The following is a 15,480-nucleotide window of genomic DNA, read 5'->3' as shown; positions in this document are numbered from 1 at the left end:
CCAAAAGAGAATATAACATGAAAAAATATATCACCCTAATTTTTGCGGTCTCTGTCTTGTTGACAGGATGCAAAAAAGAATCAGAAGTCACTGAAACCAAAGAAGCAACTGCAGTAGAGAAGCCCGATGAGCACGAAGATCCTAATGTGGCACATTTCACCGAAGAACAGATAAAAACTGTAGGCATCCAGATGGGCAGTATCGAAAGTAAGGAGCTTTCCAATACCATCAAGGTGAGCGGTATGCTAACCGTGCCGAATCAGAATAAGGCATTTGTCACGCCCTCATACAGCGGTATAGTGCGCTCATTGTATGTCCAGCCTGGAAGTTATGTGTCGCGGGGAAAAGTTATAGCAACGATATCAAATCCCGATTTAATCGTGATGCAGCAGCAGCTGCAGCAGGTGAATGGCCAAATCAGGATGGCAGAGCTGGAGGTAACGCGTGCCCAGCAGCTTTATAAAGGAAATGCCGCACCGTTAAAGAAATTTCAGCAGGCACAGACAGATCTTGCAACATTACGAAGCCAGCGCTCCGGACTGCAGAAACAGCTAGGCAGCATCGGTGCAGCTCAGGGTTACAGTTCGTCCCTTGCGGTGCGCGCGCCCATCAGCGGAACGGTAAGTAAAGTGATTGCGCAAATCGGGAGTAATGTAGACATGGCTTCGCCAATTGCCGAAATTGTAAGCAACTCAGCCCTGCATTTAGATATCTATGTATATGAAAAAGACTTGGGTAAAGTACAGCCAGGACAAACCATTCATTTTACACTTACCAACAGTCCAGGTAAAGAGTATGATGCAAAAATAACTTCAATAGGTACAGCCTTTGAAGGAGAAAGCAAAACTGTTCCTGTTCACGCACAAGTCGTCGGTGACCGATCAGGTCTTATTGATGGCATGAATGTTACCGCAGTCATAAGTCTTGATAAGCAAACTACTGCATCCGTTCCTACTGAAGCTATAGTTAATGATAAGGGACAGGATTTTATCTTTATAATGCAGTCCGATCATGATAAAGAAGAAAATAACGAAAAAGTATTAACTTCAACAAACGGAAATAACAAAAAAACAATTGTGGAAAAGGAAGTAGGTTTTGAAAAAATTCCTGTTGCTAAAGGGGTTACTGCTTTAGGCTACACACAAATTACACCTTTAAAACCAATTCCTGCCGATGCTAAAATCGTAATTAAGAACGCCTTCTTTATCTTGGCTAAGTTAAATAATAAGGGAGAGGAAGGTGATGGTCATTAAGAAATAGCACTTCAAAATAAGAATTAATACATTATTAAAATAAAACTTATGGCAAATAATAAATTACATACACATACTTTCGACGAAAATGGTCGTCAGTTGTGTTGTACAGAAGAAGAAAAAATCAATTTGGTTGCAGACCAAAGATTGAAAAAAGAGTTAGGCGATAAAGCATGTTGTGCTGTAGATGAGAAAATAAACCGTTCAAAAAGCGAGCATTCAGAAAAGGATGGCCATAAACCTGGCGATGAACACGATGATGATGATGATGATGATGGTCACGATCATTCTAATCAGGGAAAATCAACTTTCCAGCTATTTCTTCCGGCTATTATTTCATTCGTGATTCTAATGGCAGGATTGGGAATCGATTATTTGATCCCTCAATCTTGGTTCAATGATTGGTTGCGGGTTGGTTGGTATGCAGCGGCATATCTTCCGGTAGGTTTACCGGTTCTTAAAGAAGCGTTTGAAAGTATCAGGAAGGGAGATGTGTTTTCGGAGTTTTTTCTAATGTCTATTGCCACAATAGGTGCCTTTGCAATTGGTGAATATCCTGAAGGGGTAGCTGTAATGCTCTTCTATTCAGTAGGCGAAGTTTTCCAGACTTTAGCCGTTCAGCGCGCAAAAGGAAACATAGCAAAACTTCTCGATCAGCGTCCCGATGAAGTGACCATCTTGGTGGATAACCGCCCACAAACGGTAAAAGCGGCGGAAGTTGCACTGGATTCGGTTATTCAGCTGAAACCGGGAGAAAAACTGGCCCTGGATGGAATTTTGATTTCAGACAGTGCTTCGTTCAATACTTCGGCACTTACCGGTGAAAGCAAACCGGATACAAAACAGAAAAACGATACCGTCCTTGCAGGAATGATTAACCTGAATACGGTAGCAAAAGTGCAGGTCAATACCCTCTACAATGATTCGAAACTTTCAAAGATTCTGGAATTGGTACAGAATGCGACTGCACAGAAAGCACCCACCGAATTGTTCATTAGGAAATTTGCCCGCATCTATACCCCAATCGTGGTATTTCTCGCTGTGGCAATCTGTCTGTTACCCTATTTGTTTGTCGATGAATATATTTTCCGGGACTGGTTATATCGCGCCCTTATATTCCTGGTAATATCCTGTCCATGTGCATTAGTAATTAGTATTCCACTAGGATACTTTGGTGGCATTGGTGCCGCAAGCAGAAATGGAATTTTATTTAAGGGCAGTAACTTTCTGGATGCGTTGGCAGAGGTCAAAAATGTGTTTATGGATAAGACCGGAACCATGACTGAGGGCGTCTTTAAAGTACAGACCGTCAATCTAAAGCAGGAATTTGACCGGGATTTAATTCTAAAATTAGTGAATGTAATCGAAAATTCATCAACCCATCCGGTGGCAACTGCCATTCACGATCATCTCGGTGAACCCGACCATACTATAATTCTCGACAATGTAGAAGAAATAGCGGGACATGGCCTGAAGGGATCGTATCAGGGAAAAGAGTTGCTCGTAGGAAACTTTAAACTGATGGATAAATTCAATATCCAATATGATGTAAATCCAAACGATATTGTAGAAACATTGATTGCCATTGCTTATGAAGGAAAATTTGCGGGATACCTTACCATTGCGGATAGCATCAAAGAAGACGCTGCCGAAACTGTACAGAAACTTCAAAGTTTAGGAGTAAAAGTTACCATGTTGAGCGGTGATAAAGCAACGGTAGTCAAAGCTGTAGCAGGAAAACTGGGCATACCTAATGCTTTTGGCGATTTATTGCCGGAAGATAAAGTGAATAAAGTCAAAGAAATAAAAGCACGGAATGAAACGGTTGCATTTGTTGGCGACGGAGTCAACGATGCGCCGGTTGTAGCTTTAAGTGATGTTGGCATAGCGATGGGTGGCCTTGGGAGTGATGCCACCATTGAAACCGCTGATGTGGTAATTCAGGACGACAAACCTTCAAAAATCCCAATGGCCATTAATATTGGCAAGCAAACCAAAAAAATTGTTTGGCAGAACATCGCGTTGGCCTTTGGAGTAAAAGCAGTGGTCTTGGTATTAGGAGCAGGGGGGTTAGCCACGATGTGGGAAGCAGTCTTTGCAGATGTGGGCGTAGCATTGCTTGCCATACTAAATGCGGTAAGGATTCAGAAAATGAAATTTTAAACAAGGCGGGCTTCGGTCCGTTTTTTTATGGGAGATATTGTGCAAAAATAATGAGCCTCCAAAATATCCCCGCTGCCACAGCAAGTAACATAATGACAATTATACGCACAGGCCAACGCTACAACGTTGCCCTCCATTCCGCTGCGCTGCATTACGTGCAATCCCACCACCATAGTGCCTATAATTGGAAATTATGTTAAATGCTTTCCTTTTGTTTGGGCGAAGCCCGCACAAGCCACCGCCACGCAGCCGCCAGTGCAGTTATCATTTAGAAGATTCAGCCACCAATCCAATCCGCAAGTTGAAAAGTTCCGTTCCAAAATTCCCATGCGCCTGCAGTACATATCCTGCCTTTTTCAGCGGAAAGTTCAGTGGCAGGCTATGCACTTCGGCACCGCGCACAGCAGTATTCCGGGCAACAAAAAAATGCGTAGGCCATCGCTTTGCCTTTGCCCCCCTTCCAGCACCATCACGCATTTTTTTCATTGCCCTACATACCGCTGTCTTTCCAGCACCTTTAGTGATTGCTAATCGAAGGGAATTTGCCACCGCGCAGCCATGTTCCTCCAGCACATAGCCGGCATTCCCTTCCCGGACTCAAAGAGCCGGTTCATTCCTGCCGTCTATGCGCTTCCGTCACCGCGCACAGCAGTATGCCATTGCCCCGTTCCGGCGCAACACCATACAGCTGCCTTTCCCATTTCTTTCCCTCTCCGTGCAGGTTTTGTGCATTCAATAATTTTTCTTATCTTTTTTTAATAAAATTAAAAGAATTTACAGCATAAATAATATGATAATCAAGTCAATAGTCGAAAAAACGGCATATAAAAATAAGCCATCGGGCATAGCATCATCAACACTAGTCACTCGTTATGATAGGCAGGGCAAAATGGTGGAAAAAATAGATGATAATTTTGAAGAAAGTTGGATGTATGATGAAGCAGGTAACGTAACTTTCTACCAAACCAAGGGCTACTATGAAAGAAAGAGATATGACCATAGCAATAATATGATCTATTTTGAAAATTCAAATGGTTTGCAATGGGATAAAATATATGACCTTCATAATAATCCTGTTAGATACAAAGAAAAGAAAGATAAGCGCTGGCTATACAGGTTTTTATATGGACCCGCAACGCGTGATAAAATATTTGGTTTGCAATGGGAAAAAGCATTCGATCACAAAAATAGAGAGATTTACTATGCAGACAATGATGGGTTAAAATATTGGAAAAACTATACTGAAGATGGTGTAGTTCACTATAAAGATAATAAAGGATTTGAATCTTGGGAAAAGATTGATTTATACGGCAACCGCATTTCCTACAGAGACACTTTGGGCAAGGATGAATTGAATAATATTGAATACGATAACAAAGGAAACATTGTCAAATTTAGTTTCCGAAATGGGAATTCTTGGGAGAAGCATTACGATCATAATAATAACATAGTCTATGAAAGAGATGTTGACGGCAAACAATCATTTTTTGAATACAATGCAGAGGGGAATTTGATTTCCATTAAAAACGAAAAATTTATTTGGGACTACGCTTATTCGCAAGACAAAAGTAGGATGACCAGAAGTAATAACGATGGATATATAGAAAATCAAAAGTTTGATCAGTTTGGCAATTTAATTTTCTGCGAAAATCCCTATATAATTCAAACTCTTACTTACGAATTTTACTAAAGGAAGCTGCAATTTTTGTGCTCTTCGCACACTTTGCAACCTTTACAATTTCACAAGACGACTTTCCCGGAAATATCTAATTACATATTTCCCAACACCTCCGCATCCAACCTACCGTAAAGAAAGTAGGTTACCATACCCAAAAAATCAAAAAAGGGCAGCGAAGATAGGGGGCTTCCTTCGCCAGCCGCCATCAGCTGTAAAGGTCAAGCCCTACGGGTTTTGTTGAAAAAATCTCCACCCTCCGGGTTGTATTTTTTCTCCAAAAACCTTGACAGCTTTTTCCTCGCCCCCTTTCAATTGGGCTTTCTTTTTTTTTTTTTTTTTCTTTTGAAAAATTTTTCAGTCATATATATTCCATAAAAGACTGATATTTAAGCCATATATAAAGCATATATATTTAACTATTATAGCCAAATCGGTGCATAAAAAAGCAAAGCCCACTCGTGAGAATGGGCTGCTTCGATTTTCCGAATAAAATCTACTGATGGTTCTTAGAATATTTTTGCGACTTTCATCGTATTTCCCTGCGCGAAGATGTAGTAATTACTGTTCACTTCCTGATAAAACTCCACAGAAATTAGATTAACCACAGAAGAATCCGCTGTAATTACTGGGGAGTCCGGAATAGTCGTTACAATGTTGAGTGCAGTAGTGGGCACGTTCACCGGAAGATATCCGGAATCTGAAATAGCGGTTAGGCCATTAACGGCAGGATCCTTCGGCTCATAAGCTTTTGTAGTAGGATTATAAGCAAAGTCAGACAGAACCGTGATTGCATTGATGATTTTGAAATGCGTTGCTCCAGCAGGAATAAACATATTGTCAAGCGGATTAAACACCGGGATAGACAAATCCGATTCATCACGATCCACCGATGGCGTAATGCTGTAAGGCGCATTGAAAACACCACTGAAAGAATTAAACTTATTGAATTCAAAACCGTCCAGATATTGCGGTGCAGCTGTTACCAGGATGGCTCGCTGACCTCTGGCTTCCGATCCATCTTCAAGATTAATCTTTTTCATTACCGCTGTAATTCTGCCGGTAACTCTGCTGTCTGCACTGTTCCGGATTAAATTGGCAATACTTGTACGGAATGAGCGTCCTGCAGTCGCAGAACCTCCAAATTCATTCATGTTTTCACGGGTACGAACAAACGCAGGATCAGATGCAATTTGTTCACCGGTTGGGCCTCCTTTTAACCCAGCATAATAACCTGGATTATTCTTGATTTTGAAGTGTCGAACTTCGCCCAGAGTTCCGACGTACTTAATGTGACCTTTTTGCCTTGCCATAATTTTTTAATTTTAAATTATTTGTCTTAAATTTACGTATAAGTAATTGGAAAACAAATAGTTAAAAAAGTATAAACAAATGCAAATGGATGCAAAGGATCAGATTTTAAAGAAAATACACTACGAAGTAGTAAAAGTTGTTGATGGTGATGGCATAATTGTGCGGAATATTTTGACCAAAATAGAGGAGGAGATAAGGCTTTATGGAATCGATGCTCCTGAATTAACGCCATGCAGAAAATTAAAACAGGACGAATCTGAAACCCAAATTGCCGGCAGTCTATTAATGAAACTAGCTTACGAATCGTACGATTATATGCGGTCTATTGTAAAGCCGGGAGATCAGGTTAATATCATCCAGGAACGAAATAATCTATCAGATAAATACGGCAGAACATTAGCTTATGTTGAATTACAAGACGGTAGTATCTTAAATGAAACCATGGTTGCTGCTGGATATGCGAAAGCATACAATAAAATTCACTGTTCAGAATTACCAAAATACCAACAGCTTTCCCTGACTGCTAAAACCAATAAAAAAGGCTTATATTTGTACGTCGATCAGTTCTGACGACTCAACCCAACTTCTCTTATTTACCACCTGATTTCACAGGTTTTGTTGCTTATTTGTTGCCCCGTTCTCTCAAATCCCCATCATTAAACAAAAGTTAGATTCTGTATCGGGAAATAAGTCACTTTTCTTTTAGTTTAATGCCCCACTTTTTTAAAAGCACAAAATTTGGAATAATATCCTGAAACTGAAATTTACTCGAAGAGTATTACCGGCTTTAATATCAGAATTAACCTATGAAAATCTTGAATATTCGGATGGTGATAGGGCAAGCTAAAATCGGCCAGCCATACATCTGCTATTATTGGAAGGTTGATGGTATTAAAATCAATTAACTAGCGGAAATTTCAAGAATTTCATCAATGTTAAAGCGTTTATACTCAGAGTAAACATGCGAGTGAAAATCATTCAGCTTTCTGAGTAATTCCAAAAGTTCGGCTTTTTCATTATTTTCGAGTTTTCCGGCAAGAATTCGAGACGTCATATTCACTTTATCAACAGAACGGTGGAAATAATCTTCACCTTTTTCGGTGAGGTTCAAACGCTTACTTCTTTTATCTTCACTGTCGTTCTTTTCTTCAATTAATCCATATTCCAGAAGACGTTTAATGATTTGAGTGCCGGTTTGTTTTTCGTGACCGTTTCTTTCGATTAACTGAATTTTACTCAGATTCGGTTCGTCCTTCAATCGGTAAAGGTAGGTGAATTCTTCATTGGCCAATTCAGGGAAATCATTCAAGCCCTTTCTAATTAATTGTCTGGAATATCGTCCCAAAAGCAGAACCTGTTTGCAGATTTCATTTTCTGTAAAAGAAACCTGATGCTGCTCATTTTTAAAAAGTTTGGTTGGGCTCTCTTTTCTGTATTTTTTATCATTCAGCCAAAGACGGAAATCCTCAACATTAGAGTGAGGTTTATAAGCTTCGGAATTTTCAAATTCTTTAACCTGATGAAACAGATCAATGAAAAAGTCAGTATTCATAGCGCAAATTTAATCTTAGTATTTTAAATATTTTTTATAATCTAATAAAGAGGTTGAAAAATCTAAACCCTTCAATGCTCCAATTCTCAAAACCTCCAACTAAAGCTTAACACTTCCCATTCCGCCATCAATTCCAAAAATCTGTCCTGTAATCCACGAAGATTTATCTGAAACAAGGAAAGCCGTCATTTCCGCAATTTCTTCGGCCGTTCCCACTCTTTGCAATGGATGTCTTTTCGCGGAAGCTTCTCTTTTCTCAGGCGTTGCCAAAAGCTGTGCTGCCAGATTCGTGTCCGTTAAAGAAGGTGCAATCGCATTAACCCTGATTTTCTGAGCCGAAAATTCCGCCGCCAGACTTTTTGTAAGACCTTCCACCGCATTTTTACTCGCCGCAATCGAAGCGTGAAAAGGCATTCCCAGTTTTGCCGCCACGGAACTGAAAAGCACAACGGAGGCACTTTCCGACTTTTTAAGATTCGGCAACAGTTTCTGAATCATTTTTACCGCTCCCAAAACATTGATCTCAAAATCATTCTTAAAATCATCCACAGAAAGTCGGTTAAATGGTTTTAAATTAATGCTTCCGGGTGCATAAACCAATCCATCCACCACTTCAGGAAAATTAATGTCATCTAAGTTTCCCGAAAGAATATCCATTTTGTGGAATTCAATATTCGGATGCTTCAGTTCTGCATTTCCTGTTCTGGAAATTCCGATGATTTTGTTTTGTTCTGCGAGAATCTTTGCTGTTGCTAATCCGATTCCCTTTCCGCAACCGATGATGACGATATTTTTCATATTGAATTTATTTTTATGTTTTGGAACACGAAGGTTTTTATTTTGAGACACTTCGACAAGCTCAGTGTGACATCTCTAATACTATTCGTTTAATTATCTTTTAATTGTAAGGATGAGCTTAGTTTATGATGAGTCTGACGAAATAAAGTGTCTATTTACAAAGCCTTTTTGCTCTTTTAAAGCACTCTATCTTCAAACAATTCTTTTGTGTCTTTTGTGGTAAAATTTATCTTTTAGAAATTTTATTATTGCTGATCACTCTTTGTCTGCTGCATTTAAAGCGGTTAATTTCTTCGCTTCGTTTTTTCAAATGTTTCTGGCTCACTCTGGAATTCACTCTTTTTCGCCAAAGCTTGAAACTCGATTCTTTCAATTCCGAACGCATCAGTTCAATCACTTCCGCTTCGCTGACTCCGAACTGAAATTGTATGGCTTCAAACGGAGTACGGTCTTCCCAAGCCATTTCAATGATTCTGTCGATTTGCTGTATGTTGAGGTTTTTATTCATTCTTTTAAATTTAATAAAAAGACAAAAATTCAATATTCTATTTTTTTGCTTTGCTGAGTGAAAGGCCTTTGCGAACAAAAAATATTTTCAAAATTTTAAAGAAAATCTTTGCGGACTTTGCGTTAGAATCAACTCAATTTTATTTTAGATTTTCAATAACTTCCTTTGCTGTTTTAAAATGCTGTTTTCGTTTGTCTTCCGGCATTTTCTCCAGTGTTCTGAGCATCATTCCCAATCTTGGATTTTTAGCAAAAAAATCTTTATTGTCATTAATAAAATTCCAAAACAGCGCATCCCATTTTTCATTCCAGTCTCCATCCGGATAATCACTCATTTTCTTAATATAATTGCTTCCGCTGATGTACGGTTTCGTACTCATCTTCCCGCCGTCCGAAAAACTGCTCATTCCATACACATTCGGAACCATTACCCAATCGTAGGAATCGATGAACATTTCCATAAACCACTGATACACTGCATCTGGATTGAACTGAGCAAGATTCATAAAATTGGCAAAAATCATCAGTCGTTCTATATGATGCGCATAACCGGTTTTCAGGATTTTCCGAAGCGAACTGTCAATCGGGCGGATTCCTGTTTTGGCGGTGTAAAAAGATTCCGGAAGTTTTTGCTTATGTTTCCAGTAATTTTTATTCCGCTGATATGTTCCCTGATACACATAAACCCCGCGAACAAATTCTCTCCAACCCAAAATCTGGCGGACAAAACCTTCCAGAGAATTCACCGGAATATCGTTTTCTTCTGCAAATGCAATCGCTTTTTCCAGCACATATTCAGGTGTTAAAAGTCCGACATTCATGAGCGGAGAAAGCACGCTGTGATGCAGAAAATGTTCCTTTTCCACGATGCTGTCTTCGTAAACGCCAAATTCCAGAAAACGGTTTTCCAGAAACTGTTCCAGCCATTGTTGGGCCTCCTTAAAAGTAGTCGGGTAGAGCTGTTCATCTGTAAGCGTTCCGTAATTTTTGGCGAAATGTTTTTCGGTGTAATCTTTTGCTTCCTCGTAAAATTTATTGTTTTTTGGAAAATGAATGGCAGGTGCTTTTTTATTTTTCGGATATTTTTTTCGGTTTTCCGTGTCGTAGGTCCATTTCCCGCCCAACGGTTTTCCGGCTTTCATCAGAATATTTCGGGTGATTCTTTGCTGTTTGTAAAAATCAGTTTGATGATAGGCTTTTTTACCCTCAAAATAATCTTTCAGATCTTCTTTGGTATTGATGAAAAGCGGACTGTCTAAAATTTCGAGTGCTAATTTGGTTTCCTTTAATCTTTTTTCCAGCCAATTGTCGCAAACATCCGTTGTTTTTATCGTTGAAAAATTTTCTTTTTCAAGCTTTTGAATTAAATTTCGGATGTCGCTGAATTTCGATGAACTTTCAATATATTCAACCTCAAAACCTGCCTTTTTTAATTCACTTTCATAAAATTTCATGGTTGCGCGGTGAAAGGCAATCTTTTGTTTATGAAAAGAATATTGCTTGAAAAACAGAAATTCTTCCACCAAAAAAACAGGCTGACTTTTATCCAGATCATCCTTATCCTCAAAAAGCTGATGCGGAAAAATTAATTGGGCAGTATGTTTCAGTGTTTTAGCCATAATTTTCTAAATTCCTCGTTAGCATCATACATTTCTGCCTGTTTTTCAGGGTTAAAAGTCCGGTCACGATTATCATTTCCGACTCCGGCGAGATACATCCAGTTGCCGTAATTGCTGTGAACATCATAATCGATCAGCATTTCCTCAAAGTAGGCCGCTCCGATTCTCCAGTCCTGTTTCAGAATTTTGCAGAAATACGAAGCTACATTTTGGCGACCGCGATTGCTCATCCAGCCTGTATTTTTCAGTTCGAGCATATTGGCATTCACGAAATCGGAATCCGTTTCTCCATCCTTCCATTTTTGGAATGAATGTATTATTGTTTTCAGCGAAATATTTTTGATGATTAATTCCGCTTTTCCAGAAAATCAAGTCTTTGTACTGTAAAGAAATATATCTGAAAAAATCCCGCCACAGCAATTCAAAAATCAGCCAATAAGTCGAATCATTGGCTCCGAATTCCTCTTCATATTTTTTTATTTCGTGGTAAATGGTTACCCCAGAAAGACTTCCATCCGACAGCCACGCCGAAAATTTTGAACTGTAATCTGTTCCGACCAAACCGTTTCGGGTTTGTTTGTACTGACCCAGATTTTGAGTTTCCCACAAATAATGATGCAATCTTTTCAATGCTTCATTTTCTCCGCCCGAAAAAGGAAAAGCAGTTCTTTTGTCTGTTTCAAAATCTTCAAAACCGAGCCATTTGAATGAAATGGTATCGCTTTTAAAATGAATTTCCGATTTATTGTACACTAAGTCATCCGATTCAAATTCAGGGCGTATCAGCAGATTTTTTTCAATTTTCTTCCGGAACGCGGTAAATAGCATCGGAATCTTATCCAAAGTCTTAAAAACAAAATGCGGATGAACCAGAAATTGTGAATACGATTTTTCCCAATTGGCAGCTGGAATTGCTTTCTCAATTTTAGCTTGTAAGTCAACTTCCTCCTTTGTCCATTCATCCTGACAAAAAATCTTCACGATTTCAAATTCCTCGGAAATTTCTTTGAAAACATCTTCAGTTTTGCCATATTTAACTGAAAAAGGAGTTTTCTGTTTCGCTAAATTGTGTCTTAAGTTTTCTACACTTTCCAGCAAAAATTTTGCACGGTATTTTCCAATTTTTCTGAAACCCAATTGTTTTTGAGCAAAAAATTCAGCGTCAAAAACATATAGTGCAAGAAAAGGCAACTCTTCCTGCATTGCATTGTATAAAGACTCTGAATCTCTCGTTCTCAAATCTTTGGTGAACCAGAGGATGTTGATTTCTTGTTTTTCCGGCATCTTTCGCTGCAATATTTTACTTCGTCCCAGTTTTTTTTCCATTTTTTCCGCCAGTTGAAAGGCAGTCCGCAGACTTCGCAGATTTTGGAAGGTAATCCGGAAGGCATTTATTTAGATATTATAAAATTTTTAAAATGATTAATCGCTACATCTTTCGCGTTCAGATCGTGCATCATATTATACAATCCGAAAAATGTTCTGTTCAGGTAAATAAAATGTCGGGAACCGCGGTTGGTATTCATTCCTTTCATATCACTTACTTTCGCATACTTCTGTCCCAGATCGGCAATTTCCTGAAAGAAAGACTCATCCGAAAAGTCAAATTTTTCCTGATTAAACGGTCTCGTAAACAATTCAAGCAATTCGTAGAATAATTTGGCAAAAAACTCTTTTTCTTGTTGTGAATCTTCTGTTCGAAGAATCTCCAAGGTGAATAATTTCTCACGGAAAATTTCAGGATTTTTCAGATTTTCTTCTTTCGCCAGTTCGAAATACGGAATGTAGAAATCTTCCGGAATCTCTTTGATACAGCCAAAATCGATGACCAATAATTCATTATTTTTCGAAATCAGAAAATTTCCCGGGTGCGGATCGGCGTGCACTTTTTTCAGAATATGCATTTGATACATATAAAAATCCCAAAGTGTCTGTCCGATTTTATTCAAATCCTCCTGAGAATTCTGTTTTTTGGTAAATTCCGAAAAATGAATTCCCGACATCCAGTCCATTGTGATGATTTTCTCAGACGAATATTCCGGATAATAATAAGGGAATTTCACATTCGGCAGATGACTGCATTCTTCTGCAAAATGCTGACTTCGTTTCAGTTCCAGATTATAGTCAGTTTCTTCAAACAATTTGTCTTCCACCTCTTGAAAATAAGATTCCGAACCTTCTTGTTTGATGTTGAACATTTTCATCGCAATCGGTTTTACCATTTTCAGGTCGCTCGAAATGCTTTCTCTTACACCGGGATATTGTATTTTCACCGCCAGTTTTTTGCCGTCTTTTTTTGCAGTATGAACCTGTCCGATACTCGCGGCATTAACCGATTCGGCGGAAAATTCATCAAAAATATCTTCCGGATTTTTCCCGAAATACTTTCTGAAGGTTTTCTTCACCAAAGCACCCGACAAAGGCGGAACGGAAAACTGCGAAAGTGAGAACTTTTCCACATATTCCACCGGAAGAATGTTTTTTTCCATACTCAGCATTTGGGCAACTTTCAGCGCAGAACCTTTTAATTCTTTTAACGAATCGTAAATGTCTGCAGCATTGTCTTCGTTCAGAATTTTTCGTGCCTCCTCTTCATCTTTCGTGATTTTATTTCCGTAATATTTCAGGTAGTTGACACCGACTTTTGCTCCCGCTTTTAGCAGGCTGCTTGTCCGTTCAATTTTTCCTGTAGGAATTTTATCTAATGTTTTCATTTATAAATTTTGTCTGTCAAATGTTTTTAACGCAATGTCGCAATGATTTTTAATTGCTAATTGTTTTAAGTTCGCAACGGTGCTTCGAAAAGCTCAGCATAACTATTTATTTCTTAAGCTCCTTTGGGAGCTTTATCTGTGTAGAAAAAGAATTTATTTTCCATTTTGAAGCACTGCGTAGGAGTGCAATCTATTAAGTTTAATTTTTTTTTCTTTAAGATTGAACTCCTACGGAGTTCTCTTCAATAAGATTAATCGTAATTTCCACACAGATTCCGCACCTACGGAGCGGAACATTCTCCCGTTTTCTCTTTAATTTTCGCAACTGAAGTACCTAATTCTTTTAAATTTAAATTTTGAATCGGCAAATCTAGCAGCCCGACCTGAACGGAGCTCTTTTTGTAAGACTCGGAAAAGAATTGGCGCAAAAAAGCGGGAGTGGAGGGCGGAAATAGCTGCCCAAATAAATATTAGCTTATTAGAAACCAAAAGCAGTTGCCAATAGCTATTCATCAACTCATTTAAAATTTTCCTTCCACAGAAATTTTCCAAGGTCGAAAACTTTTCTCAATGGCTCATTGTGCATCAGTTCAAAACCCGTATCGACGGTTTTTTCGATGAAAATATCCGTTTTTTCAAAATCGGGAGAAGTGTCTTTTTTCCAAAAATCAATGGCGGAAACCAAATGGAGCCAAAGTGCTTCCTGTCTCGATTTTTCGTTGAATTTTCGGATGTCTTCTTTCGCTTTTTCAATCATTTCCCACTCGTTGAAATCGAGAGTGTTAACAAATTGTTTATGGGTTTCTCTAAGTTTCTGAAGCGTTTTGATATTCTGGATTTTATTGCTTCCCAAAATAGATAAAACTAAAGAACGGTTCATCGTCATATTTTCAAAGAAAATGTAATACACATTCAGGAGTTTTTCTTTTGTTGTCACTTCGCTCGAAGAATTCACTTCCGAAGCGAGTTCCAGGGATTTCGTGAAAAGATGATTCAATATTTCGCTTTCAATTTGCTCGAATCCCGAGAAATAGTGGTAAAACTCTTTCTCCTCAAAATTATTTTCTTTCGCAAAAAGGTAAACGTTTTTCGGTTTTTCTCCGTGATTCAAAAGATAATCTCCGTATAATTCAAATATTTTTTCCTGCGTGATATGGGTTTGTTCTTGCATAATAGAATTTATTTATGGACAAAATTAGTAAATAATTTTACAATCAATTAAAATAAAGTATAAATTTGTACTATATAAACCATTTAATTTTTGAATTATGTTGACAATACAGGCACAATCGAATATACCAACAGATTTTGGGATGTTTACTGTTTATGCATTCTCAGAACACGAAGAAGACTGGAATCCGCACTTGGTTTGGGTGGCAGAAAATACAGATTTCAGCAAAACAGTAAACGTTCGTTTTCATTCAGAATGTATCACAGGCGAGATTTTTCATTCTAAAAAATGCGAATGCGGACAGCAATTGGACGCTGCAATGAAATATATGTCGGAAAATGGCGGAATGATTATTTACCTTCGGCAGGAAGGCAGAAATATCGGAATCATCAATAAATTGAGAGCGTATGCGCTTCAGGAAAAAGGTTTTGATACGGTGGAAGCGAATTTAAAATTAGGTTTGCCTGCAGACGGGAGAAATTTTGATGTAGCGGTGGAAATGCTTAAGATGCTGAATGTGAAAGAAATTAATCTGCTGACGAACAATCCTGATAAGCTTAAATCTCTGGAAAACAGCGGAATTATTCTGCATCACAGAGTTCCTTTGGAAATAGAATCGAATGACGTGAACGAAAGTTATCTTTCAAAAAAGAAAGATTATTTCGGGCATCTTTTAGAAAAGGTATAGTTTTCTCATTAACTGAAGTAATTTCC

At 38.4% G+C, this 15,480-nt stretch carries 15 protein-coding genes; 5 read left to right on the top strand and 10 right to left on the bottom strand.

Annotated elements, in window-relative coordinates; translation table 11 throughout:
* Positions 1–17: 17 nt before the first annotated feature.
* From NOV28_RS03540 to NOV28_RS03530, 3 genes are all read left to right on the top strand, one after another.
* A complete protein-coding gene (locus tag NOV28_RS03540; RefSeq protein ID WP_255927634.1) occupies positions 18–1,253 on the top strand; it encodes an efflux RND transporter periplasmic adaptor subunit in 1,236 nt (411 codons plus the stop codon).
* Between the two features lie 48 nt (positions 1,254–1,301).
* Entirely contained in the window at positions 1,302–3,416 is a 2,115-nt protein-coding gene (locus NOV28_RS03535; protein ID WP_255927632.1) for a heavy metal translocating P-type ATPase, read from the top strand.
* Between the two features lie 790 nt (positions 3,417–4,206).
* Positions 4,207–5,106, top strand: coding sequence for a hypothetical protein (locus NOV28_RS03530; protein WP_255927630.1), 900 nt, complete (start codon positions 4,207–4,209; stop codon positions 5,104–5,106).
* Between the two features lie 494 nt (positions 5,107–5,600).
* Here the strand turns inward: NOV28_RS03530 and NOV28_RS03525 are convergent, their stop codons facing one another.
* Positions 5,601–6,404: a hypothetical protein gene (locus NOV28_RS03525; protein ID WP_255927628.1), complete on the bottom strand. Its 804-nt coding sequence runs from the start codon at positions 6,402–6,404 to the stop codon at positions 5,601–5,603.
* Between the two features lie 79 nt (positions 6,405–6,483).
* Here NOV28_RS03525 and NOV28_RS03520 point away from each other — a divergent pair, with 79 nt between their 5' ends.
* Positions 6,484–6,975 carry a thermonuclease family protein gene (locus NOV28_RS03520; RefSeq protein WP_255927626.1) on the top strand — a complete coding sequence of 164 codons (492 nt, stop codon included), beginning with the start codon at positions 6,484–6,486 and terminating at the stop codon, positions 6,973–6,975.
* Between the two features lie 331 nt (positions 6,976–7,306).
* On the opposite strand, the gene NOV28_RS03515 is transcribed toward NOV28_RS03520, so the two are convergent.
* The 9 genes from NOV28_RS03515 to NOV28_RS03480 form a co-directional block, all read right to left on the bottom strand.
* Positions 7,307–7,957, bottom strand: a complete 651-nt coding sequence (locus NOV28_RS03515; protein ID WP_255927624.1) for a MarR family winged helix-turn-helix transcriptional regulator — start codon at positions 7,955–7,957, stop codon at positions 7,307–7,309.
* A gap of 99 nt (positions 7,958–8,056) precedes the next feature.
* A complete protein-coding gene (locus NOV28_RS03510) occupies positions 8,057–8,755 on the bottom strand; it encodes an SDR family NAD(P)-dependent oxidoreductase (RefSeq protein ID WP_255927622.1) in 699 nt (232 codons plus the stop codon).
* Between the two features lie 226 nt (positions 8,756–8,981).
* Positions 8,982–9,263 carry a TIGR03643 family protein gene (locus NOV28_RS03505; protein WP_255927620.1) on the bottom strand — a complete coding sequence of 94 codons (282 nt, stop codon included), beginning with the start codon at positions 9,261–9,263 and terminating at the stop codon, positions 8,982–8,984.
* A 139-nt stretch (positions 9,264–9,402) separates the two neighbouring features.
* Positions 9,403–10,881 carry a cryptochrome/photolyase family protein gene (locus NOV28_RS03500; RefSeq protein WP_255927618.1) on the bottom strand — a complete coding sequence of 493 codons (1,479 nt, stop codon included), beginning with the start codon at positions 10,879–10,881 and terminating at the stop codon, positions 9,403–9,405.
* Complete coding sequence (locus NOV28_RS11185) at positions 10,866–11,138, bottom strand: FAD-binding domain-containing protein (protein ID WP_369413211.1); 273 nt, start codon at positions 11,136–11,138, stop codon at positions 10,866–10,868. Before NOV28_RS11185 ends, NOV28_RS03500 begins: the two co-directional genes overlap by 16 nt.
* Positions 11,026–12,084: a deoxyribodipyrimidine photo-lyase gene (locus tag NOV28_RS03495; protein ID WP_369413217.1), complete on the bottom strand. Its 1,059-nt coding sequence runs from the start codon at positions 12,082–12,084 to the stop codon at positions 11,026–11,028. Before NOV28_RS03495 ends, NOV28_RS11185 begins: the two co-directional genes overlap by 113 nt.
* Before the next feature lie 32 nt (positions 12,085–12,116).
* Entirely contained in the window at positions 12,117–12,272 is a 156-nt protein-coding gene (locus tag NOV28_RS03490) for a DUF2256 domain-containing protein (RefSeq protein WP_082423549.1), read from the bottom strand.
* Positions 12,273–13,595: an ABC1 kinase family protein gene (locus NOV28_RS03485; RefSeq protein ID WP_255927616.1), complete on the bottom strand. Its 1,323-nt coding sequence runs from the start codon at positions 13,593–13,595 to the stop codon at positions 12,273–12,275.
* Positions 13,596–14,112: 517 nt separating this feature from the next.
* Positions 14,113–14,766, bottom strand: coding sequence for a TetR family transcriptional regulator C-terminal domain-containing protein (locus NOV28_RS03480; protein WP_255927614.1), 654 nt, complete (start codon positions 14,764–14,766; stop codon positions 14,113–14,115).
* Between the two features lie 97 nt (positions 14,767–14,863).
* On the opposite strand from NOV28_RS03480, the gene ribA reads away from it, so the two are divergent.
* A complete protein-coding gene (gene ribA, locus NOV28_RS03475) occupies positions 14,864–15,454 on the top strand; it encodes a GTP cyclohydrolase II (RefSeq protein WP_255927612.1) in 591 nt (196 codons plus the stop codon).
* Positions 15,455–15,480: the final 26 nt, after the last annotated feature.

Origin of the sequence: Kaistella montana, from assembly GCF_024436175.1 — a bacterium.
Lineage (GTDB): Bacteria > Bacteroidota > Bacteroidia > Flavobacteriales > Weeksellaceae > Kaistella > Kaistella montana.
The sequence above is the reverse complement of the archived record's forward strand: the minus strand, read 5'-3'. Positions and strand labels throughout refer to the sequence as shown.

Bases quoted from the DNA above. Each gene is read 5' to 3' on its own strand.
- NOV28_RS03540 (WP_255927634.1), top strand. From the start codon at position 18: ATGAAAAAATATATCACCCTAATTTTTGCGGTCTCTGTCTTGTTGACA.
- NOV28_RS03535 (WP_255927632.1), top strand. From the start codon at position 1,302: ATGGCAAATAATAAATTACATACACATACTTTCGACGAAAATGGTCGT.
- NOV28_RS03530 (WP_255927630.1), top strand. From the start codon at position 4,207: ATGATAATCAAGTCAATAGTCGAAAAAACGGCATATAAAAATAAGCCA.
- NOV28_RS03525 (WP_255927628.1), bottom strand. From the start codon at position 6,404: ATGGCAAGGCAAAAAGGTCACATTAAGTACGTCGGAACTCTGGGCGAA.
- NOV28_RS03520 (WP_255927626.1), top strand. From the start codon at position 6,484: ATGCAAATGGATGCAAAGGATCAGATTTTAAAGAAAATACACTACGAA.
- NOV28_RS03515 (WP_255927624.1), bottom strand. From the start codon at position 7,957: ATGAATACTGACTTTTTCATTGATCTGTTTCATCAGGTTAAAGAATTT.
- NOV28_RS03510 (WP_255927622.1), bottom strand. From the start codon at position 8,755: ATGAAAAATATCGTCATCATCGGTTGCGGAAAGGGAATCGGATTAGCA.
- NOV28_RS03505 (WP_255927620.1), bottom strand. From the start codon at position 9,263: ATGAATAAAAACCTCAACATACAGCAAATCGACAGAATCATTGAAATG.
- NOV28_RS03500 (WP_255927618.1), bottom strand. From the start codon at position 10,881: ATGGCTAAAACACTGAAACATACTGCCCAATTAATTTTTCCGCATCAG.
- NOV28_RS11185 (WP_369413211.1), bottom strand. From the start codon at position 11,138: ATGCTCGAACTGAAAAATACAGGCTGGATGAGCAATCGCGGTCGCCAA.
- NOV28_RS03495 (WP_369413217.1), bottom strand. From the start codon at position 12,084: ATGCAGGAAGAGTTGCCTTTTCTTGCACTATATGTTTTTGACGCTGAA.
- NOV28_RS03490 (WP_082423549.1), bottom strand. From the start codon at position 12,272: ATGCCTTCCGGATTACCTTCCAAAATCTGCGAAGTCTGCGGACTGCCT.
- NOV28_RS03485 (WP_255927616.1), bottom strand. From the start codon at position 13,595: ATGAAAACATTAGATAAAATTCCTACAGGAAAAATTGAACGGACAAGC.
- NOV28_RS03480 (WP_255927614.1), bottom strand. From the start codon at position 14,766: ATGCAAGAACAAACCCATATCACGCAGGAAAAAATATTTGAATTATAC.
- ribA (WP_255927612.1), top strand. From the start codon at position 14,864: ATGTTGACAATACAGGCACAATCGAATATACCAACAGATTTTGGGATG.